Annotated in this window: 20 protein-coding genes; 8 read left to right on the top strand and 12 right to left on the bottom strand. The window is 72.1% G+C overall.

Going from position 1 to position 23114, the window contains the following annotated elements:
• Positions 1 to 127: 127 nt before the first annotated feature.
• The 9 genes from QRX60_RS37065 to QRX60_RS37025 all read right to left on the bottom strand — a co-directional run bounded on the left by QRX60_RS37065 (position 128) and on the right by QRX60_RS37025 (position 11204).
• Positions 128 to 1525: a rhamnulokinase gene (locus QRX60_RS37065; RefSeq protein ID WP_286003779.1), complete on the bottom strand. Its 1398-nt coding sequence runs from the start codon at positions 1523 to 1525 to the stop codon at positions 128 to 130.
• 5 nt (positions 1526 to 1530) lie between these two features.
• Positions 1531 to 2952 carry an L-fucose/L-arabinose isomerase family protein gene (locus tag QRX60_RS37060; protein WP_285996106.1) on the bottom strand — a complete coding sequence of 474 codons (1422 nt, stop codon included), beginning with the start codon at positions 2950 to 2952 and terminating at the stop codon, positions 1531 to 1533.
• Positions 2953 to 2962: 10 nt separating this feature from the next.
• Positions 2963 to 4993: a bifunctional aldolase/short-chain dehydrogenase gene (locus QRX60_RS37055; protein ID WP_285996105.1), complete on the bottom strand. Its 2031-nt coding sequence runs from the start codon at positions 4991 to 4993 to the stop codon at positions 2963 to 2965.
• Positions 4994 to 4995: 2 nt separating this feature from the next.
• On the bottom strand, positions 4996 to 6171 hold the full coding sequence (rhaI, locus tag QRX60_RS37050; protein WP_285996104.1) for an L-rhamnose isomerase: 1176 nt from the start codon (positions 6169 to 6171) through the stop codon (positions 4996 to 4998).
• Entirely contained in the window at positions 6168 to 6512 is a 345-nt protein-coding gene (locus QRX60_RS37045; protein ID WP_285996103.1) for an L-rhamnose mutarotase, read from the bottom strand. Before QRX60_RS37045 ends, rhaI begins: the two co-directional genes overlap by 4 nt.
• A 64-nt stretch (positions 6513 to 6576) precedes the next feature.
• Positions 6577 to 7638 carry a rhamnose ABC transporter substrate-binding protein gene (gene rhaS, locus QRX60_RS37040; RefSeq protein WP_285996102.1) on the bottom strand — a complete coding sequence of 354 codons (1062 nt, stop codon included), beginning with the start codon at positions 7636 to 7638 and terminating at the stop codon, positions 6577 to 6579.
• 5 nt (positions 7639 to 7643) lie between these two features.
• Positions 7644 to 8657 carry an ABC transporter permease gene (locus QRX60_RS37035; RefSeq protein WP_285996101.1) on the bottom strand — a complete coding sequence of 338 codons (1014 nt, stop codon included), beginning with the start codon at positions 8655 to 8657 and terminating at the stop codon, positions 7644 to 7646.
• Positions 8650 to 9690 carry an ABC transporter permease gene (locus tag QRX60_RS37030; protein ID WP_285996100.1) on the bottom strand — a complete coding sequence of 347 codons (1041 nt, stop codon included), beginning with the start codon at positions 9688 to 9690 and terminating at the stop codon, positions 8650 to 8652. The genes QRX60_RS37035 and QRX60_RS37030 overlap by 8 nt, the downstream gene beginning before the upstream one ends.
• Complete coding sequence (locus QRX60_RS37025; RefSeq protein WP_285996099.1) at positions 9687 to 11204, bottom strand: sugar ABC transporter ATP-binding protein; 1518 nt, start codon at positions 11202 to 11204, stop codon at positions 9687 to 9689. Before QRX60_RS37025 ends, QRX60_RS37030 begins: the two co-directional genes overlap by 4 nt.
• 151 nt (positions 11205 to 11355) lie before the next feature.
• On the opposite strand from QRX60_RS37025, the gene QRX60_RS37020 reads away from it, so the two are divergent.
• Together QRX60_RS37020 and QRX60_RS37015 are read left to right on the top strand one after the other, a co-directional pair.
• The gene (locus tag QRX60_RS37020) at positions 11356 to 12399 is read left to right on the top strand and encodes a LacI family DNA-binding transcriptional regulator (protein ID WP_285996098.1); all 1044 of its coding nucleotides are present in this window, start codon (positions 11356 to 11358) and stop codon (positions 12397 to 12399) included.
• Positions 12400 to 12479: 80 nt separating this feature from the next.
• Positions 12480 to 14873 carry a glycoside hydrolase family 2 protein gene (locus QRX60_RS37015; RefSeq protein WP_285996097.1) on the top strand — a complete coding sequence of 798 codons (2394 nt, stop codon included), beginning with the start codon at positions 12480 to 12482 and terminating at the stop codon, positions 14871 to 14873.
• A 125-nt stretch (positions 14874 to 14998) separates the two neighbouring features.
• On the opposite strand, the gene QRX60_RS37010 is transcribed toward QRX60_RS37015, so the two are convergent.
• Positions 14999 to 15364, bottom strand: a complete 366-nt coding sequence (locus QRX60_RS37010; RefSeq protein WP_285996096.1) for a DUF488 domain-containing protein — start codon at positions 15362 to 15364, stop codon at positions 14999 to 15001.
• Between the two features lie 56 nt (positions 15365 to 15420).
• On the opposite strand from QRX60_RS37010, the gene QRX60_RS37005 reads away from it, so the two are divergent.
• From QRX60_RS37005 to QRX60_RS36985, 5 genes are all read left to right on the top strand, one after another.
• On the top strand, positions 15421 to 16011 hold the full coding sequence (locus QRX60_RS37005; protein ID WP_285996095.1) for a hypothetical protein: 591 nt from the start codon (positions 15421 to 15423) through the stop codon (positions 16009 to 16011).
• Between the two features lie 122 nt (positions 16012 to 16133).
• The gene (locus QRX60_RS37000) at positions 16134 to 17705 is read left to right on the top strand and encodes an acyl-CoA synthetase (protein ID WP_285996094.1); all 1572 of its coding nucleotides are present in this window, start codon (positions 16134 to 16136) and stop codon (positions 17703 to 17705) included.
• 201 nt (positions 17706 to 17906) lie between these two features.
• Positions 17907 to 18128, top strand: a complete 222-nt coding sequence (locus QRX60_RS36995; protein ID WP_285996093.1) for a hypothetical protein — start codon at positions 17907 to 17909, stop codon at positions 18126 to 18128.
• Positions 18129 to 18235: 107 nt separating this feature from the next.
• Complete coding sequence (locus QRX60_RS36990; RefSeq protein ID WP_286003778.1) at positions 18236 to 20308, top strand: putative Ig domain-containing protein; 2073 nt, start codon at positions 18236 to 18238, stop codon at positions 20306 to 20308.
• A gap of 44 nt (positions 20309 to 20352) precedes the next feature.
• Positions 20353 to 21210: a GNAT family N-acetyltransferase gene (locus QRX60_RS36985; RefSeq protein WP_285996092.1), complete on the top strand. Its 858-nt coding sequence runs from the start codon at positions 20353 to 20355 to the stop codon at positions 21208 to 21210.
• Here the strand turns inward: QRX60_RS36985 and QRX60_RS36980 are convergent.
• Positions 21135 to 21491 (bottom strand): MmcQ/YjbR family DNA-binding protein, encoded by a 357-nt coding sequence (locus QRX60_RS36980; RefSeq protein WP_285996091.1) that lies wholly within the window; start codon positions 21489 to 21491, stop codon positions 21135 to 21137. The two genes, QRX60_RS36985 and QRX60_RS36980, sit on opposite strands and share 76 nt — an antisense overlap.
• 55 nt (positions 21492 to 21546) lie before the next feature.
• On the opposite strand from QRX60_RS36980, the gene QRX60_RS36975 reads away from it, so the two are divergent.
• On the top strand, positions 21547 to 22374 hold the full coding sequence (locus QRX60_RS36975; protein WP_285996090.1) for a fructosamine kinase family protein: 828 nt from the start codon (positions 21547 to 21549) through the stop codon (positions 22372 to 22374).
• Between the two features lie 37 nt (positions 22375 to 22411).
• Here the strand turns inward: QRX60_RS36975 and QRX60_RS36970 are convergent, their stop codons facing one another.
• Complete coding sequence (locus QRX60_RS36970) at positions 22412 to 23068, bottom strand: HNH endonuclease family protein (protein WP_285996089.1); 657 nt, start codon at positions 23066 to 23068, stop codon at positions 22412 to 22414.
• Between the last annotated feature and the right edge of the window lie 46 nt (positions 23069 to 23114).

Here is a 23114-nt window from a genome sequence, read left to right as displayed (position 1 = left end):
GGTTGCGACGACGTGAATGACTCATTCATGTCGTCTGACGACGTGAATGAGTCATTCACTGCGTTCGGGCAGGTGGGCAGGTGGGCAGGTCGCCGCGGAAGGTCGCGAGTCGGCTGGGTGAGCCGGCTCAGTGGGCCAGCCGCGCCTCGGCCGCCGCCCAGTCGCCGTGGCCCGAGGGCTCGTAGCGGCGGACCTCCTGCGTCTCCCGCACCAGCGCCCGCATCGCCGCCAGATCCGGGAGGTCCTCCCCCAGCGCCCGGGCCTGGACCAGCACGTTCCCCAGCGCCGCTGCCTCGACCGGGCCCGCCAGCACCGGCACGCCACAAGCGTCCGCCGTCAGCCGGCACAGCAGCTCGTTCCGCGCCCCGCCGCCGACGATGTGGACCACGTCGATCGTGCGGCCCGTGATCGAAGCCGCCGATCGCAGCGTGCGTCGGTAGGCCAGCGCCAGGCTGTCCAGGATGCACCGGACCACCGCGCCCCGCTCCGACGGCAGCCGCTGGCCGGTCGCCGTGCAGGCGGCCGCAAGCCGGGCCGGCATGTCCCCCGGCGGCAGGAACTCGGGTGCGTCGATGTCCACGACCGCCGCCAGCCCGGGCGACGCCGCCGCCGCGCGGAGCAGGCCGGGAAGGTCCGAAGTGGACCACGTCCGCAGCGTCTCCGACAGCACCCACAGGCCCATCACGTTGCGCAGGAACCGGATCGTGCCGTCGACGCCGCCTTCGTTGGTGAAGTTCGCCGCCAGGGCCGCGTCGCCGAGTTCGGGTTCGGGAAGCTCCAGCCCGGCCAGCGACCACGTGCCCGACGAGATGTACGCGAAGTTCGTCCCCGGCTCGGCCGGCACCGCGACCACCGCCGATGCCGTGTCGTGCGAACCGACCGCCACCACCGGCACCCCGGACAGCTCGGAAGCCGTGCCCACCACCGTCCCGGCGTCGCGCAACGGCGGCAGCAGCCGCGGCGGGATCCCGACCTGGGCCGCCAGCGAAGAAGCCCACGTCCGTGCCCGGACGTCGTAGAGCTGCGTGGTCGACGCGTTCGTCCGCTCGGCCCCGATCGAGCCCGTGAGCCAGTAGTTCAGCAGGTCCGGGATGAGCAGCATCGTCCGGGCCGCGTCGAGCCGGTCGCCTTCGGAGACCAGCTGGTACAGCGTGTTGAACGGCAGCTGCTGCAACCCGGTGACGTCGTAGAGCTCCCGGTCCGAGACCTTGGCCGCGACCTGGGCCGGTACGCCGTCCGTGCGCGGGTCGCGGTAGTGGACGGGGTTGCCGAGCAGCGCTCCCCGCTCGTCCAGGAGCCCGTAGTCGACGGCCCAGGAGTCGATCCCGACCCCGGACACCGCACCCGCTTCCCGGATCCCGGCGAGGGCTTCGCGGTAGAGGCCCAGGACGTCCCAGTACAGCACCGGCCCCGCGCGGACCCCGCCGTTCGGGAAGCGCCGCACCTCCTCGACGCTCAGCAGCGACGCCCCGACGCTCCCGGCCATCACCCGCCCGCTGGACGCGCCGAGGTCGACGGCCGCCACCCGCTTCACGGGTTCACCACGGTCAGCTCCAGCCCGAGCAGGTCCGCGACGGCGCTCAGCTCGGCGACCCGGTGGCCGGTGCCGAGCGCCCAGTGGTGCGCGATGCCGCTGGCCGACCACGCATCGGTCCACTCCCCCGGGTCGCACCCGAAGTCGACGCGGGAGGTCGTGTTGCCGATCCGCAGCAGCGGCCCGGGCACGACCGTGCCTTCGGACGCGATGAGCGAGAAGGTCCCGTCCCGCCGCTGCCCGAGCCCGCACAGCGTCACCGGCCCGTGCTTGACGTCGAACTCCACCGATACGCCCCAGCCGCGCTTCCCGTGGTAGACGCCGAGCCCGCGCAGCAGCGGCTTGCGGGCGCTGATGCCGAGGTGCGCCGGGCCGTCGTGGCCCATCTCGACGACGTCGTCGCGGAAGTTCAGCGCCTGCAGCTCGGTGAACGAGCCACCCGCGCCGAGGCGGTCCATGACCAGCATGGCCAGGGACGTCCGCAGCTCGTACTCGCCGACGGCCGGGATGCCGCGCGCGGTGAGCAGGGACGCGCCGAGGATGAACCCGGCGCCGACGCGTTCGTGCGTCTCGCCGTCCAGGCCGCGGTGGTAGTAGGCCAGGGAGTCGAGCGAGAAGTCCTCGACGAGCCGGTCGAGCGCCACCGAAACCCGCGCACCCCAGGCGAAGTCTTCGTCCACTACGGATTCGTCCACAGTGAACACTTCACGAGCCAGCGCCACGCGCGCGGCGGTCTCGTCGTCGGTGACCTTCTCCACGCGCACCCGCAGGTCGTCGATCTCCAGGATTTCGACGTGCCCACCGAGCTGCCCGGACACCAGGGTCGGGTCGGTGGAGACGTCCATCATGCCCGGGTAGAGGTGCCCGAGCAGGCCGTGCCGCCCGTGCCGCAGCGCGGCCCGCACGCCGGCCGCCTTGATCCAGCGCTCGATGCGCGTCCAGGCGCGCTCGTCCTCGAGGTAGCCGGACACCGAGCGGAACTCGACGCCCACGCGGCGGAACGCGTTGGCCATCTCCGGCAGCGGGCAGGCGCCGCAGTAGGCCAGCCACGCGCCGGTGTCGAAGGACTCGTGGTCCATCGCCTCGGTCGGCTGCAGGTTCAGCAGCAGCACCGGCGCGCCCGAGCGCTGCGCGACCGGCGCCAGCATGCTGGAGGTCAGGTACGTCGTGAGGAACCCGACGATCAGGTCGCACCCCGCCACCCGGAGCTTCTCCGCCGCGGCGGCGCCCTCCTGTGCGTCGGAGACGAACCCGGCGTCGACGACCTCGCAGTCCATCCCGGACAGTCGTTCGGCGACCCGCCGCGCGGAGGCCTCCAGTTGGGGCAGCAGGGCCGGGAACTGCGGCCAGTACGCGCCGAGCCCGCCCGCGACGAGCCCGACGCGGGTGCGGCGCGGGGTGATCCGGTCCAAGGTCATCGGAACTCCTTCAGCGCAGGAACGCGGCGGCCACCCCGGCGTCCACCGGCACGTGCAGGCCGGTGGTGTGGGTGAGGTCGCCGCCGGTGAGGGCGAACACCGCGGCCGCGACGTGCTCGGGCAGCACCTCGCGCTTGAGGATGGTCCGCTGGGCGTAGAACTCGCCGAGCTTCGACTCCTCGACTCCGTACACCGCGGCGCGCTGGGCACCCCAGCCGCCGGCGAAGATGCCGGAGCCCTGGACGACACCGTCCGGGTTGACGCCGTTGACGCGGATGCCGTGCCCGCCGAGCTCGGCGGCCAGCAGCCGGACCTGGTGCGCCTGGTCGGCCTTCGCCGCGCCGTACGCGACGTTGTTCGGGCCGGCGAACACCGAGTTCTTCGACGAGATGTACACGACGTCGCCGCCGATGCCCTGGTCGATCATGGCCTTCGCGGCCGCCCGCGCGACCAGGAACGAGCCCTTGGCCATCACGTCGTGCTGGAGGTCCCAGTCGCGTTCGGTGGTCTCCAGCAGCGGCTTCGAGATGGACAGCCCGGCGTTGTTGACGACCAGGTCGATCCCGCCGAAGGCGAGCACGGTCGCGTCGATCGCGGCCTGGACTGCGGCCGCGTCGGTGACGTCCGCGGTGACCGCGACGGCCTTGTCCGCGTTCCCGATCTCCGCCGCCGTCTCCGCCGCGGCCGAGGCGTTCAGGTCGGCGATGGCGACGCAGGCCCCCTCGGCGGCGAGCCGCCGGGCGATCGCCTTGCCGATGCCCGACGCCGCCCCGGTCACCAGGGCGATCCGCCCGGCGAGGGGCTTGGGCTTCGGCATCCGCTGCAGCTTCGCCTCTTCGAGCGCCCAGTACTCGATCCGGAACTTCTCGCTCTCGGGGATCGGCGCGTACGTGGACACGGCTTCGGCCCCGCGCATGACGTTGATCGCGTTGACGTAGAACTCGCCCGCCACCCGCGCGGTCTGCTTGTCCTTGCCGAAGGAGAACATCCCGACCCCCGGCACCAGCACGATCGCCGGGTCGGCGCCGCGCATGGCGGGCGAGTCCGGCGTCGCGTGCCGCTCGTAGTAGGCGCGGTATTCGTCGCGGTACTCGCCGTGCAGCTCCTTCAGCCGCGCGACGACGTCCTCCAGCGGTGCGGTCGCCGGGAGGTCCACCACCAGGGGCCGGACCTTGGTGCGGAGGAAGTGGTCCGGGCAGGACGTGCCCAGCGCGGCGAGCGGCGCGAGCTTCTCGCGGGCCAGGAACTCCAGCACGACGTCGCCGTCGGTGTAGTGCCCGACCTGCCGCTGGTCGGTCGAGGCCAGCCCGCGGACCACCGGCGCCAGTGCCGCGGCGCGCGCGTGCCGCTCGGCTTCCGGCAGCGCTTCGAAGCCCGGGACGACCGGCCCGAACGGCTCCGCGGCACCCCGTGAAGCAAGGAACTCCTCGGCCGTCCGGATGATCGCGAGGGAGTTCCGCTCGCACTCTTCCGAAGTCGCGCCCCACGCCGTGATGCCGTGCCCGCCCAGGATGACGCCGATGGCCTGCGGGTTGGCCGCCTTGACCGCCGCGATGTCCAGACCCAGCTGGAACCCGGGCCGCCGCCAGTCCACCCACGCGACGCGGTCGCCGAAGCACTCCTTCGTCAGCGCGGCGCCGTCGGCCGCGGTGGCCAGCGCGATGCCGGAGTCCGGGTGCAGGTGGTCGACGTGCGGCGCCTCGACGAGGCCATGCATCGCGGTGTCGATCGACGGCGCCGCCCCGCCCCGGCCGTGCAGGCAGTAGTCGAACGCGGCGACCATCTCGTCCTCGCGCTCGACGCCCGGGTAGACGTCCACCAGCGACCGCAGCCGGTCCAGCCGCAGCACCGCGAGCCCGGACTCCTTGAGGGTCCCGAGGTCGCCGCCGGATCCCTTGACCCACAGCACCTCCGTCGGCGCGCCGGTCACCGGGTCGGTGACTGCGCCCTTGGCGGAGGTGTTGCCGCCGGCGTAGTTGGTGTTGCGCGGGTCGGCCCCGAGCGCGTTGCTGCGCGCGATGAGCTGCTCCGGCACGGTCATGCTCATGCTCCCCATCCGGCCTGCGTGCCGCCGGCGCGCTCGGCCACGATCTTCTCCTGGTACCCGCTGCGGTGGTAGGCCGCGACGGGGTCCGGGTCGAGCCCGGAGTCCTCGCGCAGCTCGGCCAGCAGCGGCCGGACGTCGGTGTTGTAGGCGTCCATCAGCACGGCGTTCGCGGCGAGCACGTCCCCCGCCTGCTGGGCGGTGCGCAGCGCGTCCCGGTCGACGAGCAGCGCCTTGGCCGTGGCCTCCTGGACGTTCATCACCGACCGGATGATCGCCGGGATCTTGGCCTCGATGTTGTGGCACTGGTCGAGCATGAACGCGATCCCGTACGCCGGGTCGAGCGCGTCGCCGCGGACGATCTCGTACATGATCCGGAACAGCTGGAACGGGTCCGCCGCCCCGACCATGAGGTCGTCGTCGGCGTAGAAGCGCGAGTTGAAGTCGAACGCGCCGAGCTTGCCGGCCCGCAGCAGGAACGCGACGATGAACTCGATGTTCGTGCCGGGGGCGTGGTGGCCGGTGTCGATGCACACCGTCGCCTTCTCCCCCAGCTCGATGCAGTGCGCGTAGGACGTGCCCCAGTCCGGGACGTCGGTGGCGTAGAACGCCGGCTCGAAGAGCTTGTACTCCAGCAGCATCCGCTGGTGGTCGCCGAGCCGGTCGTAGGTCTCCTTCAACGCCACGGCCAGCCGGTCCTGGCGGTCGCGGATGTCGTCCTGGCCCGGGTAGTTGATGCCGTCGGAGAACCACAGCTTGAGGTCGCGCGAGCCCGTCGCGTCCATGATGGAGATGGCCTCGAGCAGGTGGTCGGTGGCCTTCCGGCGGATGCCGGCGTCGGGGTTGGTGACCGAGCCGAGCTTGTAGTCCTCGTCCTGGAACACGTTGGTGTTGATCGCGCCGATCTCGATGCCGAGGTCACGGGCGAACGCCGTCAGCGCGCCGTAGTCGTCGACCTTGTCCCACGGGATGTGCAGCGCGACGCTCGGGGCGACCCCGGTGAACCGGTGCACGGTCGCGGCGTCGGCGATCTTCTCTTCGGGCGTCCGCGGGACGCCGGGTTGCGGGAACACCTTGAACCGGGTGCCCGAGTTCGCATACGCCCACGACGGCGTCTCGATGCGCTGGGCCCGCAGGGCCTGTTTCACGGCCGTCAAGTCGCCCACGGCGATCACTGTCCTTCCGCGACGGTGGGGGGTTCGAGGTGGAAGACCTCTTCCAGAAGCTGAAAGCCTTCGTCCGGCGGACCGCCGTCGAGGCCGGTGAAGAACTCCGCCATCTCCGCCTGCCAGCGGGCGTTGACCTCGGTCTTCGCCATCGCCGCCTGCGCGGCTTCGAGGTCGTCGGCTTCGACGTAGCCGATCAGGAGGCCGTCGTCGCGCAGGAACAGCGAATAGTTGCGCCAGCCGGTGTCGTGCAGGGCCTGCCGCATCCCGGGCCACACCGCGCGGTGGCGCTGCGCGTACTCGGTCTTCCGGTCCGGCCTCACCTGCAGGCAAAAGCAGTAACGGGGCACTGTCCGTCCTTTGTGGAACCCGCGGCCGGACCGGGGCGGCGATCCGGTCCGGCCGCGGAGGCCGTCAGAAGTTGAACTTGTCGATGTTGTTCGCGTCGAACGTCGTCGGCGGGCCGAGGACGATCTCGCCGTTCGCGCCGATCGTGTAGTCGCCGAGCTTGCCCGCCTTGAACTTCTCGCCATCCTTGCCGCTGATCTGGCCGGACTTGAGCGCGACGCCCGCGTAGGCGGCGAGGTAGCCGATGTCGGCCGGGTTCCACAGCGCGAACTGCTTGACCGTGCCGTCCTTGACGAAGGCACGCATCTGGTTCGGCGTGCCGAGGCCGGTCACCGCGACCTTGCCCTTGTAGCTCGACGAGCTGACGTACCGCGCGGCGGCCGCGATGCCGACCGTGGTCGGCGCGACGATCACCTTGAGGTTCGGGAACGACTGCAGCAGGCCCTGCGCCTCCTGGAACGACTTCTGGTCGTCGTCGTTGCCGTAGGCGACCTTGTCCAGCTTCAGGCTCGCGTACTCCGGCTTGGCCAGCTCCTTCTTGAGGACCTCGATCCAGGCGTTCTGGTTGGTGGCGTTCGGCGTCGCGGACAGGACCGCGATCTCACCGGACCCACCCGAGAGGTCCTTGGCCTGCTTGGCCAGCGCCTCGCCGATGCCCTGGGTGGTGGCCTGGTTGATGAAGACGTCGCGGCAGTCCTTGGCGGCGTCGGAGTCGAACGCCACGACCTTGATGCCGGCGCTGCGGGCCTGGTTGAGCGACGGGCACACGGCGTTCGGGTCGTTCGCGGCGATGCCGATGACGTCCTGCTGCTGCTGGATCAGCGTGTTGATGTAGCTGACCTGCGACGACGCGCTGGCGTCGTTCGGCCCGACCAGCTTGTACTCGCCCTTCAGCTCGCCCAGCGCCGCCTTGCCGCCGCTGACCTCGATGTCGCTGTAGGGGTTGTTGAGCTGCTTGGGCAGGAAGGCCATCTTGACGCCTTCCTTGGCCGCGGCGTTGGGGTTCGCCGTGGCGGTCGACTGCTGCGCGCCGGAGCCGCTGCTGTCGTCCTTGGTGGTGCCGCCGCAGGCGGCCAGCACGAGCACCAGCCCGGCCGACACTGCGCCGGTGAGGAACCGTCGGGACATCTTCGTCACCTTTCTGGGGATACCGCGCTGGGAGCTGTCGCTCGGTGCCGGCGCCGGAGCGCCGTACGGGCCGAGGACACGATGTTGGGCAGCAGGACCGACACGATGAGCAGCACGCCGGTCACGATGTTGAGCGCCTCGTTCGAGACGTCCTGCAGGCGCAGCGCGTTCTGCAGGGACGCCAGCAGGACCACCCCGGCGAGCACGCCGGGCAGCGTGCCCTTGCCGCCGAAGATGGACACGCCACCGAGCAGCACGGCGGCCACGACGGCCAGTTCGAGGCCGTAGCCGTTGTCGGCGCGGGCACTGGAGTAGCGCAGGGTCCACAGGACCCCGGCGACCCCGGCGACCGCGCCGCTCACGACGTACAGCCAGAACTTGAGCCGCCCGGTGCGGATCCCGGCGAACCGGGCCGCCTGCTCGCCCGCGCCGGCCGCGAAGACGCCGCGGCCGATCGGCGTCGCGTGCAGCACGACGCCGAAGACCAGGGCCACCACGGCCAGCGGGACCAGCACGTTCGGGATCGGGCCGTCGCCGAGGGTCCCGGTGACCCAGCTGGTGTAGGCCCGCGGGAAGTCGGCCACCGCGCCGTCGCCGAGCACGACGAACGCGAGCCCGCGGTAGAGCGCGAGCGTGCCGATCGTGACGGCGAGCGAAGGCAGCTTCAGCACGGTGACGAAGAAGCCGTTCAGCGCGCCGAGGACCGCGCCGAGGACGATGCAGAGCGGGATGATCGTCTCGATCGACAGGCCCGCGTCCCACAGCGACCCCATCACCGCGGACGTCAGCCCGAGCGTGCTCGCCACCGACAGGTCGATCTCGCCGGTCACGATGATGAACGTCATCGGCAGCGCGACCAGCGCGATCGGCAGCAGGTCGAGCAGCAGGAAGGTGAAGTTGCGGCTGGTGCCGAAGTTCTCGACGGCGCCGGAGGCGACGATCAGGACGGTGACCGTCACCAGGACGACGGCGGCGTCCCAGCTGAGCAGCCGGCCGAGCCGGTTCCCTTGGTCAGACATGGGAGTCCCTCTTCTTCAGTGCCTTAGCGACCCGGACCGCGACGAGCCGGTCGGCGCCGATGGCCAGCAGGATCAGCGCGCCGACGATCGCCTGCTGCCAGAACTGGTTGATGTCGAGCACGGCCAGGGCGCTGCCGATGACCGTCAGCAGCAGCGCGCCGAGGCCCGCGCCCCAGGCCGAGCCGCTGCCGCCGAACACCGCGACCCCGCCGACCACGGCCGCGGCGACGACGTTCAGCTCGTAGCCGGTGCCGGCGGCCGCGTCCACGGTGCCGAACCGGGCGGCGAACAGCACCCCGGCGAGTCCGGCGAGCGCGCCGCTGACCAGGAACGCCGCGGTGGTGTTGCGGCCGACCCGGATGCCGGCCAGCTGCGCGGCCTGCGGGCTCGACCCCATCGCGTACAGCTCGCGCCCGGCCGGGTAGCTGCGGAGCACGATCCCGGCGGCGACCAGGACCAGCAGGGCGATCAGCACCAGCCACGGCACGCCGAGCACCGACGCGGTGCCGAAGTCGAGGAAGGACGCGGGCAGCTTGTCGGCGTTGATCTGCTGGCCGCCGGCCCAGAAGTAGCTGACGCCGCGGTAGGCGTAGAGCGTGCCGAGCGTGACGACCAGCGCGGGCACCTGGCCGAACCGGACCAGCGCGCCGTTCACCAGCCCGCAGACCGCGCCGACGCCGAGACCGGCCAGCAGCGCGACGATCACCGGCAGGCCGGGGTTGTCGCGCATCAGCGAGCCGACGGCGAAGGCGGCGAGGCCGAGCACCGAGCCGACCGACAGGTCGATGTTGCGGGTGATCATCACGATCGCCTGCCCGACGGCGAGCACCGCGAGGATGGCCGTGCCCAGCAGGATGTCGCGGATGCTCTGCCCGGACAGGAACCGGGAGTTCTGCGTCGCGGTGAACGCGACCAGCACGATCAGCGCGAGGACGATGCCGGATTCGCGGGCCTTGAACACGTTCGCGGTCCACGACCGTCGCGGGTGGACGGTCGGCTCCCCGGCCACGGGTGCCTCCTTGGTGACGGTCATGCGGCGGCTCCCTGGCCCATCGCGGCGAACATGACGGCGTCTTCGGTCGCGTCCGCGCGCGGGAGCTCGGCGACGAGCCTGCCCTCCCGCATCACGAGCACGCGGTCGGCCATGCCGAGCACCTCCGGCAGCTCCGAGGACACCATGACGATCGCGACGCCTTCGGCCGCGAGCGCCGACATCAGCCGGTGCACCTCGGCCTTCGTGCCGACGTCGATGCCGCGGGTCGGCTCGTCCACGATCAGCACCTTCGGTGCCATCGCGAGCCACTTGGCCAGCACGACCTTCTGCTGGTTGCCGCCCGAGAGCGTGCCGACCGGGTCGCCGAGGCGGCGGTACTTGGTGCGCAGGCGCTCGGTCCAGCGCCGGGCCTCCTGCCGCTCGCTCGCGCCGGTCAGGAAACCGAGCTTCGAGAGCGCGCGGGACCGCGGCAGCGTCACGTTCCGCTCGATGGAGAGGTCCATGATCAGGCCCTGCTGGCGCCGGTCTTCGGGGACCAGCGCCATCCCGGCGGCCATCGCGGCCCGCGACGAGTGCGCCTTGAGCTTCTTGCCGCCGATCTTGACGACACCGGCGTCGCGCTCGTCGACGCCGAAGACGGCCTGGACGACTTCCGAGCGCCCGGACCCGACGAGCCCGGCGAACGCGACGATCTCCCCCGCGCGCACCGAGAAGGAGATGTCGCGGAAGACGCCTTCCCTGGCCAGGCCTTCGACCTCCAGGACCACCGCGCCGGGTTCGACGTCCTGCTTGGGGAACAGCGCCTCCAGGTCGCGGCCGACCATGCGCTTCACCATGTCCTCGACCGTGACGTCGGCGACCAGGTCGGTGGAGACGTGCTTGCCGTCGCGCATGATCGTCACGCGCTGGCACAGCTCGGTGATCTCCTCGAACCGGTGCGAGATGAACATGATCGCCGCACCTTCCTGGCGCAGCGTCCGCGCGACGGTGAAGAGCCGCTCGACCTCGACGCGGCTCAGCGCGGCGGTCGGTTCGTCCATCACGAGCACGCGGGCGTCGGCGCTGAGCGCCTTGGCGATCTCCACGATCTGCTGGTCGGCGATCGACAGCCCGCGTGCCGGGCGGGCCGGGTCGATCCGGACGCCGAGGCGGGTGAAGAGCCGTTCGGCCTCGGCGCGGATGGCGGCCCGGTCGATGCGGCCGAGACCTTTGCGCGGGTGGCGGCCCATCACGATGTTCTCCGCGACCGACAGGTCGGGGAACAGCGTCGGTTCCTGGTAGATCACCGCGATGCCGGCGGCCTTCGCGTCGGCCGGCGAGCCGAACTCCACCGGCTGCCCGTCCAGCAGCAGCGTGCCGTCGTCGGGCTTGTGCACCCCGGCGAGCATCTTCACGATCGTGGACTTGCCGGCACCGTTCTCGCCGACCAGCGCGTGGGCCTCGCCGGGGTACAGGCCGAAGCTCACCCCGGCGACCGCCGCGACGGCGCCGAACGACTTGGTCACGCCGCGCACCTCCAGCAGAGGGGCTCGGCCCGGGTCCTGCCGCGTCATCGCGACCTCCGGATTGAAAGGTTTCACAAACCTGGCGCGGTGACGCTACTATGCGGTTGGAGAACAAGTCAATGAATCCACCGAACCGTGGCCGAACGTCTTCACGGCCGGACTGTTCGTGGTGATGTTACGTTTCAATGAGGGGGTTTCCATGACGGTCCAGGAGTCCGGCGCCGAGCCGAAGGCGGCAGGCATGAAGGACGTCGCCGCGGCTGCCGGTGTCTCCCTCGGCACGGTGTCCAACGTGCTCAACCGGCCCGACCGCGTCAGCCCCGCCACGCGCGCGAAGGTCGAGGCCGCGATGGCCGACCTCCGGTTCGTGCGCAACGAATCCGCGCGGCAGCTGCGAGCCGGGCGCAGCCGCGTGCTGGCGTACGTCATGCTCGACGGCAGCAACCCCTTCTTCACCGACGTCGCGGCCGGCATGGAAGACGCCGCGGACGCCGCCGACGACGGCGGCCTCTCGCTGTTCCTCTGCAACAGTGCCCACCAGCCGTCGCGGGAGGCGGCCTACCTCGGGCGCCTCGAACAGCAGCGGGTGCAGGGCATCCTCATCACGCCGGTCGACCCGGACGCCCCGCTGCTGCACGAGATCGCGCACCGCGGCACGCCGGTGGTGGTCGTCGACCGCACGCCCGGCGGCACCACGCACTGCTCGGTCGCGGTCGACGACGTCTACGGCGGCGAGATCGCCGTCCGGCACCTGGTCGAGCAGGGCCACGACCGCATCGCGTTCATCGGCAACCACACGACGGTCGGGCAGGTCCGCGACCGGCGGCTGGGCGCGTTGCGGGCCCTGCGCGCGGCCGGACTCGGTCCGGACCACCTGGTCGATCTCACCACGACGGCCCTGACCGTGGCCGACGGCCGCGGCGCGGGCGAGCGGCTGGCGGGGCTGCCGGCGTCGATCCGCCCGACCGCGGCGTTCTGCGCCAACGACCTGGTCGCCCTCGGCCTCCTGCAGACGTGCGCGAACCTGCGCATGAACGTCCCGGACGACCTGGCGATCGTCGGCTACGACGACATCGAGTTCGCGGCGGCGGCCGCGGTCCCGCTGACGTCGGTCCGCCAGCCCCGGCGCCGCCTGGGCCGCACGGCGGCCGAGCTGCTGCTGGCGGAGTCCGAACCGGGCCACGAGCACCGGCAGGTCGTCTTCACCCCCGAACTGGTGGTCCGGGCCTCTACTCTGCGCTGAGAGCCAACCGTTCGATCGCGTGTGACGTCTTCCCCGTCAGGAGCGATTCCCGGGTGGGGTGCCGAGCACGGAGGTCGTCGATGGCCGAGGAGAAGCCGCGGGTGTCGCGGCGCGGGTTCCTCGCCGCGAGCGGGGCCGCGCTGCTCGGGGTGGCGGCCGTCGGCACCGTCGCCGGGTCGGCCGGGCTCGGCGAGCCCGACCCGGATGCCGTGCGTCTGGGCGATTTCTGGCTGTTCGGGCGCTATGAAGACGGGTGCGCCGACCTCGGCTTCGACGAGACCGACCTTGCGCCGGTGCAGCTCCCCCACTGCGTGACGCCGCTTTCGTGGACCGGCTGGCAGCCGTCGTCCTGGCAGGACCGGTGGATCTACCGCAAGCACTTCACCGTGACGGCCGCGATGACGGCCGAGCGCGTCCGCGCCCGCTTCGAGGGCGTCATGACGAACGCGGCGGTCTACCTCAACGGCGGGCTCGTCGCCACCCACGAAGGCGGCTACCTGCCCTTCGAGGTGGAGCTGCCGCAGGTGACCGTGGGCGACAACGTCCTCGCCGTGGTCGTCGACGGCCGCTGGCAGCTCGACGTCCCGCCCAACCTGCCCGCTGCCGCGGGGCCGGCGGCGATCGACTTCTACCAGCCGGCCGGGATCTACCGGCAGGCCGCGATCGCCGCCGTGCCGCGGACCCGGCTGGCCGACGTCTTCGCCCGCCCGGTCGACGTCCTGGATCCCGCCCGGTCGCTGCACCTGACGTGCGAACTGGACACGACGGTCGCGATCGGACAGCCCCTGCAGGTGACCGCGTCGGTGCGGCAGGCCGGCCGGGAGCTGGCCCGCGGCGCCACCGTCGTCCCGCCGATGCCGGTCGGCACCCGGACCGTCGAGTTCGACGTGGGCGGACTGGGCGCGGTCCGGCTGTGGGACGTCGAGGACCCGGCGCTCTGCGACGTCGTGGTGAGCGTCCAGTCCGGGCCGCGGGCACTCGACCAGCAGGTCGTGCGGATCGGGTTCCGCGAGGCGAAGTTCACCCCGGACGGCTTCTTCCTCAACGGGCGCCGGCTCAAGCTGTTCGGCCTCAACCGGCACCAGTGGTACCCGTTCGCCGGTGGTGCGCTGCCCGACCGCGTCCAGCGGCGCGACGCCGAGATCCTGCGGCGTGAGCTGAACTGCACCATGGTCCGCTGCTCGCACTACCCGCAGTCGAGCGCGTTCCTCGACGCGTGTGACGAGCTGGGCCTGCTGGTGTGGGAGGAGATCCCCGGCTGGGGCCGGATCGGGGACGCCGCCTGGCAGCAGCAGAACTTCCGGGACGTCTCGGGGATGATCACCCGGGACCGCAACCACCCGAGCATCGTCGTGTGGGGCACCCGCGTGAACGAGGCCAACGGCACGACGGCGATGTACGGCCGGACCGGGCGGCTCGCACGGCAGCTCGACCCGTCCCGGCCGACGAGCGGTGCCCTGGCCAGCACCACGGGCGCGCGGTTCGCCGGCAGCGACGTCGAGGTGCTGGCCTACAACGACTACACCGCGCGCCGCGGCGCGCCCTTCCAGCTGCGCCCGCCGCGCGCGGGAGTCCCGTACCTGGTCACCGAGACCATCGGCACGCTGGCCGGCGCCCGCACCTACCGCCGCACGGACCCGGCCGCCACCCAGCAGCTGCAGGCCGAGCTGCACGCGAAGGCCCACGATCTGGCCGCCGCCGACGACCGCTACTGCGGGCTGCTCGCGTGGTGCGCGTTCGACTACCCGTCGGGCTGGCAGCGCTCGATGGGCGGGTCGAAGTTCGCCGGCGTCTCGGACTTCTTCCGGATCCCCAAGCCCGCGGCGGCGTTCTACGCCTCGCAGGGCGACCCGCGGGTCCGGGCGGTCGTCGAGCCGGGCTTCGCCTGGGACTTCACCGCCCAGCCGGGCGGGCCGGGCCGGGGCGCGACGATCTGGTCGAACTGCGACCGGCTCCTGCTGTTCCTCGACGACCGGCCCGCGGGCGAGGCCCGCAGCCGCCGCGCGGACTTCCCGCACCTGCGGTACCCGCCGTTCGCGGCCGACCTGACGGTGCCCCGCGGGCAGCGTCCCCAGCTGCGCATCGACGGCTACCTGGGTGACCGGCTGGTGGTCTCCCGGCGGTTCAGCGGCGACCGGAGCCGGGACGTGCTGGGCTGCGTCCCGGACGACACGCAGCTGCGCGCCGACGGCGGCGACGCGACCCGGGTGGTGGTGTCGGCATCGGACCGCTTCGGGACGGTGCGCGCGGGCGCGACCGGGAAGGTGACGCTGACCCTGACCGGCCCGGGCGAGCTGGTCGGCGACCGAACGGTGGACCTGGGCGCGACGGGCGGCGCGGCGGCGGTGTGGCTGCGGCCGTTCGCGGGGCCGCCGGGGACGCTGACGCTGACCGCCCGGCACGACACCCTCGGCACGGCCACCGCGACGGTGAACACGACCGCGAGCGGCTCGGAAGGCGGGTCGCGGTCGTGACCGGGAAGAAATACTGCCGGACGATCGCCGTGGTCCCGGCGGGCGGCCGCGGCCACCGGCCGGCCGCTGTCCGCCGGAGGAGTGCGGCGGTCCTCTCCGGGCACGACGATCCGCGTCCGGCGTCGTCACCCTTCGCCGGTGAGCACCTCGGCCAGCACCGCCGCCTGGCTGATCGGCGGCGACCCGCTCGCCGTCAGCAACGTCACCGGCCCACCCGCCGCCAGCTCCCGCAGCCGCTCCAGCGCCGCCACCCGGTCCGGCTCCCGCAGCTCCGCGCGGTAGCGCTCGGCGAACTCCGCGAACCGCCCGGGATCGTGGCCGTACCAGGTGCGCAGCTCGTCGGAGGGGGCCAGTCCGCGGTACCAGCCGTCCAGGACCACCGCCGTGCGGACGGTGCCGCGCGGCCAGCGCCGCTCCACCAGCACGCGGACGCCGTCGGCGGGCCCGGCCGGGTCGGCCAGGCGCGCCACCCGGACGACCGTCGGCTGCATGCGCGCATTCTGCGGTGCGCCCGCGCGCGCCGCCACTCCGGAAGGCGAGGGCGCCGGTGCGCAACCGCGTGACCCCGGCCGGGGACATCGTCGACATCGCCCTGCGCGGCGCCTGGACCGGCAACCGGGGCGTCCTGCACCGGGGCCACGAGATCGTCCGCTTCCACGGCGGCGACCTGTGGATCACCTGCGCGCTCGCGTTCCGGGGCCGGTGGCGCGAGCAGTGGCTGCCGAACCGCTACACCCACCTGTACTTCCACGACGAAGCCGTCTCGTTCGCCGCCGGGCACCGGCCCTGCGGCGAATGCCGCCGGCCCGCCTACGCCGCCTACCGCGACGCCTGGCCCGGCGCTCCCTCGGCGACCGCGATGAACCGGCGCCTGCACTCCGAACGCCTGGCCCGCGGCACCCACACGCGACGGCTGCACGAAGTGAGCTGGGCCGGCCTCCCGGACGGCGTCTTCGTGCTCCGCGACGACCACCCGGAAGTCGTCGTCGACGGGCACCTCACCGCGTGGACGACGGCGGGCTACGGCCGGAAGCAGCGGCTGCCCACGGCAGGGACCGTCCGGGTGCTGACCCCACCGGCCACGATCGCCGTCCTGCGCACCGGCTACCCCGTGCAGATCGACGACAGCGCGCGCTGAACGCACCCGCGGCCGGCTACCGGCCACTCGAGACACGAGCGGCGCGCGTCCCCGGGAAACTGCCCGCCTGAGTGCTCTTCCGCAGGCTTGCGAGTTTCCCCGCCCCGGCCGAGACTGCCGGGATGGACCAGCACCTCGTCGACCGCGCCCGGCAGCACTCCCTCGGCGATCTGCTTCGCCGTACCGCTTTGCGGCTGCCGGGCAAGCTCGCCGTCGTCGACGGCGACGAAAGGCTCACCTTCGCCGGGTTCGAGGCCGCCGCCAACCGGTGCGCCCACGCCCTCGCCGCCCGGGGCCTGCGCAAGGGCGACCGGCTCGCGCTGCTCAGCCACAACTCGTGGCAGTACGGCGTCCTCGCCTTCGCCACCGCCAAGCTCGGCGTCCTGCTCGTGCCGGTCAACTTCATGCTCGGTGCCGAAGAGATCGCCTACATCCTCCGCCACGCCGAGGTCAAGGCGTTCGTCGCCGAGGACGCCCTGGAGCCGACCGCCGCCAAGGCCCTCGAACTGGCCGGGCGAAGCGACGTCGTCCGCGGCCGGATCGCGATGGGCGCGGGCGGCGAATGGGAGGACATCGGCACCTGGCTGTCCGAAGGGGACGCCGAAGCCCCGGACGTCCTCGTCGCCGACGACGACCCGCTGCGGATCATGTACACCTCCGGCACCGAGTCACGCCCCAAGGGCGTGCTGCTGTCGAGCCGGTCGCTCGTCGCGCAGTACGTCTCGTGCGTCATCGACGGCGGCATGAGCGCCGACGACGTCGAGGTGCACTCGCTGCCGCTGTACCACTGCGCCCAGCTGGACTGCTTCTTCTCCGTCGACGTCTACCTCGGCGCGACCAGCGTGATCCTGCCCGGCCCGGACCCCGCCGCGCTGCTCGCCGCCGTCGAACGGGAGCGCGCGACGAAGCTGTTCGCGCCGCCGACGGTGTGGATCTCCTTGCTGCGCCACGAAAACTTCGACCGGACCGACCTGTCCAGCTTGCGAAAGGGTTACTACGGCGCTTCGGCGATGCCGGTCGAGGTGCTGCGTGAGCTGCGCCGCCGCCTGCCCGACGTCGCGCTGTGGAACTTCTACGGCCAGACGGAGATGGCACCGCTGGCGACGATCCTGCGTCCCCACGAACAGCTCGACCGCGCCGGCTCGGCCGGACGGCCCTCGCTCAACGTCGAGACGCGCATCGTCGACGACCAGGACAACCCGGTGGCCCCGGGAGAGGTCGGCGAGATCGTGCACCGCAGCCCGCACGCCACCCTCGGCTACTACCGCGACGAGGCCAAGACCGCCGAAGCGTTCCGGGCCGGCTGGTTCCACTCCGGCGACCTCGGCGTCGTCGACGAAGACGGCTACCTGTCCGTCGTGGACCGCAAGAAGGACATGATCAAGACCGGCGGCGAAAACGTGGCGAGCCGCGAAGTCGAAGAGGCGCTGTACCTGCTCGACGGCGTTGCCGAGGTCGCCGTCTTCGGGATCGGCCATCCACACTGGATCGAAGCGGTGACGGCGGTCGTCGTGCCGCGCGACGGCGTGACCCTCGACGCTGCGCGAGTGATCGACCACGCAAAGGCACATCTCGCCGGTTACAAATGTCCCAAGTACGTCGTGTTCGCGGACCGCCTTCCCAAGAATCCCAGCGGAAAGATCGTCAAGCGCGAATTGCGGGAGCGACACAAAGGACTCGCGACCGAGAGCTGAGCCACCGAAAACTCCTTGCGTGGCACGGAAGACCGCGGATACCGTCGACGTCCCACCACCGCTTTCCGAGGAACGCGGGACGTGCGTCCCACCAGGGCCGACCGGCCCGGAAACGAGATACCCGAAAGCCATGGCGCGCGACGTCCGTCGGGTCTAGTAATGAGGCCGTTCCTCGTTCCCGAACCCCGGAAGGATGCTCTCGTGTCCGTTTTCCTCGCCGTCCTGCTCGCACTGGCCGCCGGGCTGCTCGTCGGCAGCCGCGTCCACAACGCGCGGGAGGCGCGCTCCAACTACTCCGCCTACCGGGCCCGCACCGCGAAGGGCTTCGGCGAGATGGTCCGGTCCACCGTGTCGGCCGCGGTGGCGGTGGTCGGCGCCCTCGTTCTGCTCTTCATCCTGCTGAACGTGCTTCAGCAGGCCTGACGCGGAACCCGACTCATGGCGGGTTGTTGCCGCCCCGGCGGCAGCGCACGCTTTCTCCTGGCCCCGACGGGCGGGGCCGGGAAAGGACTCCCCCCATGAGATCGAGGGTGCTTTCTGCTGCGCTCAGCGCCGCCGTGGGCCTGCTGGGCACAGTCGCCGTCGCCGCGCCGGCCCAAGCCGCCGCGGCCTGCGGCGACCAGGTCGTCGGCAACGGCGGGTTCGAGAGCGGCACCGCCCCGTGGACCCAGAGCAGTGGCGTGATCTCCGCCGCCACCGCCGCGGAACCCGCGCACGGCGGGACGATGGACGCCTGGCTGGACGGCTACGGCAGCACGCACACCGACACCCTGTCCCAGGCGCTGACGCTCCCCGCAGGCTGCGCTTCGGCGACGCTGTCGTGGTGGGCGCACGTCGACACCAAGGAGACGACGACCGGCACCGCCTACGACAAGCTGGTGGTGCAGGCGGGCTCCGACACCCTCGCGAGCTACTCGAACCTCGACCAGAACACCGGGTACGTCCAGCGCACCGTCGACGTGTCGCGGTACCTGGGCCAGACCGTGACGCTCAAGATCACCGGTACCGAGGACTCGAGCCTCGCGACCGACTTCCTCCTCGACGACTTCTCGCTGACCACGACCGGGACGAGCAACCCGCAGTCGCCGGTCGTGACCTCGCCGGGCGCCCAGTCGAGCGCCGTCGGCCAGGCCGTGTCGCTGCAGGTCCAGGCCACCGACCCGCAGAACGACGCGCTGACCTGGACCGCGACCGGCCTGCCCGCCGGGCTGGCGATCGGCGCGAGCACCGGCAAGATCACCGGCACGCCGACCACCGCCGGGACGTCCTCGGTGACCGTCACGGCGAAGGACCCGGCCGGCAACAGCGGCAGCGCCACCTTCGCGTGGACGGTCACGGCCGCGCCCGCGGACTCCACGCGCACGCCGATCAACCCGGCGTACACGGTGAACCTCACCTCGGACACCGCCGGCACCACCTGGACCGGGCACCAGAGCGTGAGCTTCACCAACGGCTCGGCGACCGCGCTGCCCGAGGTCTACCTGCGGCTTTGGGACAACTACCACGGCAGCTGCCCGACGACGCCGATCACGGTCACGAACGTCACCGGCGGCACCGCGTCCGCGCTCAGCGTCAACTGCACCGCCATGAAGATCACCCTCCCGAGCCCGCTGGCCCAGGGCCAGTCGGCGACCATCGGGTTCGACCTGAGCATCGTCGTGCCCAGCGGCGCCGACCGGTTCGGCCACGACGGCGCGTACAGCATGATCGGCAACGCGCTGCCGGTGCTCGCGGTCCGCGACGGCGCGGGCTGGCACCTCGACCCGTACACCAACAACGGCGAGTCGTTCTACACCGTGATCAGCGACTTCGACGTCACCCTGGTGCACCCGACGTCGCTGCTGACCCCGGCCACCGGCACGTCGACCGAGACGACCAGCGGCAGCACGACGACCACCCACGCGACCGCGGCGAAGGTCCGTGACTTCGCGTGGGCCGCCGGGCCGTTCGCGAAGATCACCACGACGTCCGGCAAGGGCGTGCGGGTCAACGTCTACTCGGTCAGCGGGATCTCCACGAGCAGCGCGAACCAGATGCTGAGCCTGGCCGCCGACTCCATCGACGTCCACTCGGGCCGCTTCGGCGACTACCCGTACGGCGAGGTGGACGTGGTGCTGGACAACAACTTCTGGTTCGGCGGCATGGAGTACCCGGGCTTCGTGATGGACCTCGTCTCGACCACGGCGCTCCCGCACGAGCTGGCGCACCAGTGGTTCTACGGGATCGTCGGCGACGACGAGTACAACTCCCCGTGGCTCGACGAGAGCTTCACCGACTACGCCACCGACCTCTACCGCGGGGTCACCGGCAGCGGCTGCGGCATCACGTGGCAGTCGAGCGCGGAGAAGCTGACCAACTCGATGGCCTACTGGGACGCGCATTCGTCCCGGTACTCGACCGTGGTCTACAACTACGGCAAGTGCACGCTGCACGACCTGCGGCGGCTGATCGGCGACACGGCGATGGCGAACCTGCTGAAGTCGTACGCCCAGTCGCACTGGTACGGCGTGTCCACCACGGCCGAGTTCAAGGCCGCGGCGCAGGCGGCGGCCGGATCGACCGACCTGACGTCGTTCTGGGCGTCGCACCGCGTGGAGGGCTGAAAATCGAGTGGCCGTTCCCCGTCCGTGTCCGGCACCGTGAGGGCATGGACGGGGAACGGCTCTTCTGCGACACCGCGCTGGCCGCGCGGATCGAACGCGCCGAAGCGCGGCTGATCGCCGAGAGCAGCGACGCCGCCCGGGTGCGGCGCGGCGACACCGTCGGGTTCGCGCGGCCGCTCGCCGGCGGTGTCGCGAGCTTCGCCGAAGCGGACTCGCCGTTCACCAAGATCGCCGGGCTGGGCTTCGCCGGCCTGCCGGACGCGCTCGACGAGGTCGAAGCCGCGTTCGCCCAGCTGGGCGCGCCGGTGCAGGTCGAGCTGTGCCAGCTCGCCGACCCCGCGCTGGGCGGGTTCTTCACCGGGCGCGGGTACCGCCTGGAGTCGTTCGAGAACGTGCTCGGCCGCCGGGTCACCGACACCGACCCCGCCGCGGATGTCCGGCTCGTCCGCGACGACGAACTGGAGCGGTGGCTGGCCGAGGTCGCCGACGCGTTCGCGGTCGCCGACACCGAGGGCCTGCCGTCCCACGAAGACTTCCCCCGGCAGACCGTCATCGACGCGATGCGGGACATGGCCGGGGTGGCGCGGTACGCCGCGTGGCGGGACGGCGAGTTCGCGGGCGGCGCGAGTTTCCGCGTCACCGACGGGATCGCGCAGTTCACCGGCGCGGCGACGGTGCCGGCGCACCGCCGTCGCGGGGTGCAGACAGCGTTGCTGCGGACGCGCTTGGCGGCGGCCGCCGCGGCCGGGTGCGACATCGCCGTCGTCACCACGCAGCCGGGGTCGAAGTCGCAGGAGAACGTGCAACGGCAGGGCTTCGACCTGCTCTACGCCCGGGCGATCCTGGTGAAGGGGACCTCGGCGACGAGCTCCTCCGGCGCCGACAGCCGCCAGGCCTCGTAGAGGAGCTCGGCCAGCTCGTCGGCGTCGATGCCGTCGAGGTACACCACGACCCAGCCGAAGCCGCCCGCGGTGAACTGGACCTCGAAGACGTCCGGCCGCTCGGCCACCAGCGCGAGCTGTTCGGAGATCGTCTGCTTCAGCCCGACGGTCCGCGTCCGCGGCCAGAAGTAGCCGAACCGCTTGCCCCGGACGCCGAACGACGAGTAGTCGCGCGCTTCGGACCGCTGGACCTCCACCAGTTCGCCCAGCACCCGCTCGAATTCCTCGACCCGCACCGTCACCGCCGCTCCCCTGTGTCTGCGACAGCCACCGTAGCGCGCCGGTACCGTGCGGGACATGACCGATCCCGTCGCCCGGTTGACCGGGCACGCCGTCACCGAGTGGCGCCCGATGTCCGGGGATCTTCGCGAAGCCGTCCTCGACGACGGCCGTGTGGTCGTGGTCAAGCGCGGGCACGCGCCGGGCGCGACCACGGCCGAGGCGGCGGGCCTGCGCTGGCTGGCCGCCGCGGACGCCGTCGCGGTGCCGTCGGTGGCCGGCCACGACGAGAAGTGGCTGGTGGTCGACCGCGTCCTCACGGGGCGCTCTTCGGCGGCGGCGGCCGAACGGCTCGGGCGCGGGCTGGCGCGCCTGCACGCGGCGGGGGCGCCGGCGTTCGGCGCGCCTCCCCCGGGCGGGCTCGCCGACGCGTGGATCGGCCTGGCGCCGATGCGCTGCGTTCCCGGGGAGGACTGGGCTTCCTGGTACGCGTCGGATCGCGTGCTGCCCTACGTCCGGCGGGCGGTCGACGCCGGGACGTTCGACGCGGCGGAGGCGACCCTGTTCGAGCGCGCCTGCGGCCGGATCCCGGCGTCGGCCGAACCGCCGGCGCGGCTGCACGGCGACCTCTGGACCGGCAACGTCCTGTGGGACGGCCGCGAAGCGTGGCTGATCGACCCGGCCGCCCACGGCGGGCACCGCGAGACGGACCTGGCGATGCTGCACCTGTTCGGCTGCCCGCACCTCGACCGCGTCCTGGGCGCGTACGAGGAGATCGCGCCCCTGGCCGAGGGCTGGGCCGGGCGGATCGGGCTGCACCAGCTGTTCCCGCTGCTCGTGCACACCGTCCTGTTCGGACGGTCGTACGCCGGGCAGGCGGTGGCCGCGGCCAAAACGCTCGGCTGACGCGGCCGGTCGCCGCGCTGACCGGCCGCGGACGAGGTCAGCAGTGATCGAGCATGCCGGTCAGCGCCGTCTTTTCGGGGACGGTGATGGTGAGGCCGTAGCTGCTCTTGACCACGATCCAGTCGGTGGCGTAGGTGCACCAGTAGGAGACCAGCGGCGGTTTCCACTGGTCCGGCGCCTTGTCGCTCTTCTGCTCGTTGAGGTTGTCGGTGACCGCGTGCAGCTGCGGGCGGACCAGGTCGTTCGCGAACTGCTCGCGGCGTTCCTGGGTCCACGACTTCGCGCCGCTCACCCAGGCCTGGCCGAGCGGCACCATGTGGTCGATGTCCACGTCGGACGCTTTCCGCCAGGTCTCGCCGTCGTACGGGCTGACCCAGGTGCCGGACTTCGGGGCGCAGTCGGCGTTCGTGGTGACGTCCTTGCCGTCGCGCTTGAGGACCTGCTCGCGGGTGTCGCAGGCGCCGTCGACCTTGTCCCAGTGCGGGAACTTCTCGCGGCTGTAGCCGTCCATGGTGCCGCGCACGGCGACCTGCAGTTTCGCCAGCTCGGCCCGCGCCTCGGTGGGCGCGACCGGCGGCGCGGCGGCGGTCCCGGTGGCCGGCGAACCGGACGCCAGCCCGTCGGGCACCTTGCAGCCGGTGAGGGACGCGCCCGTGAGGACGGCCAGCAGGACGAGCGCTCGGGTGCGCGGCATCGTGAACCCCTTTCACGTCTACCGGGAGGTGCCCAGACGGCGTGCC

It is taken from the genome of Amycolatopsis mongoliensis (genome assembly GCF_030285665.1).
GTDB classification, from domain to species: domain Bacteria; phylum Actinomycetota; class Actinomycetes; order Mycobacteriales; family Pseudonocardiaceae; genus Amycolatopsis; species Amycolatopsis mongoliensis.
The sequence above is the reverse complement of the archived record's forward strand: the minus strand, read 5'-3'. Positions and strand labels throughout refer to the sequence as shown.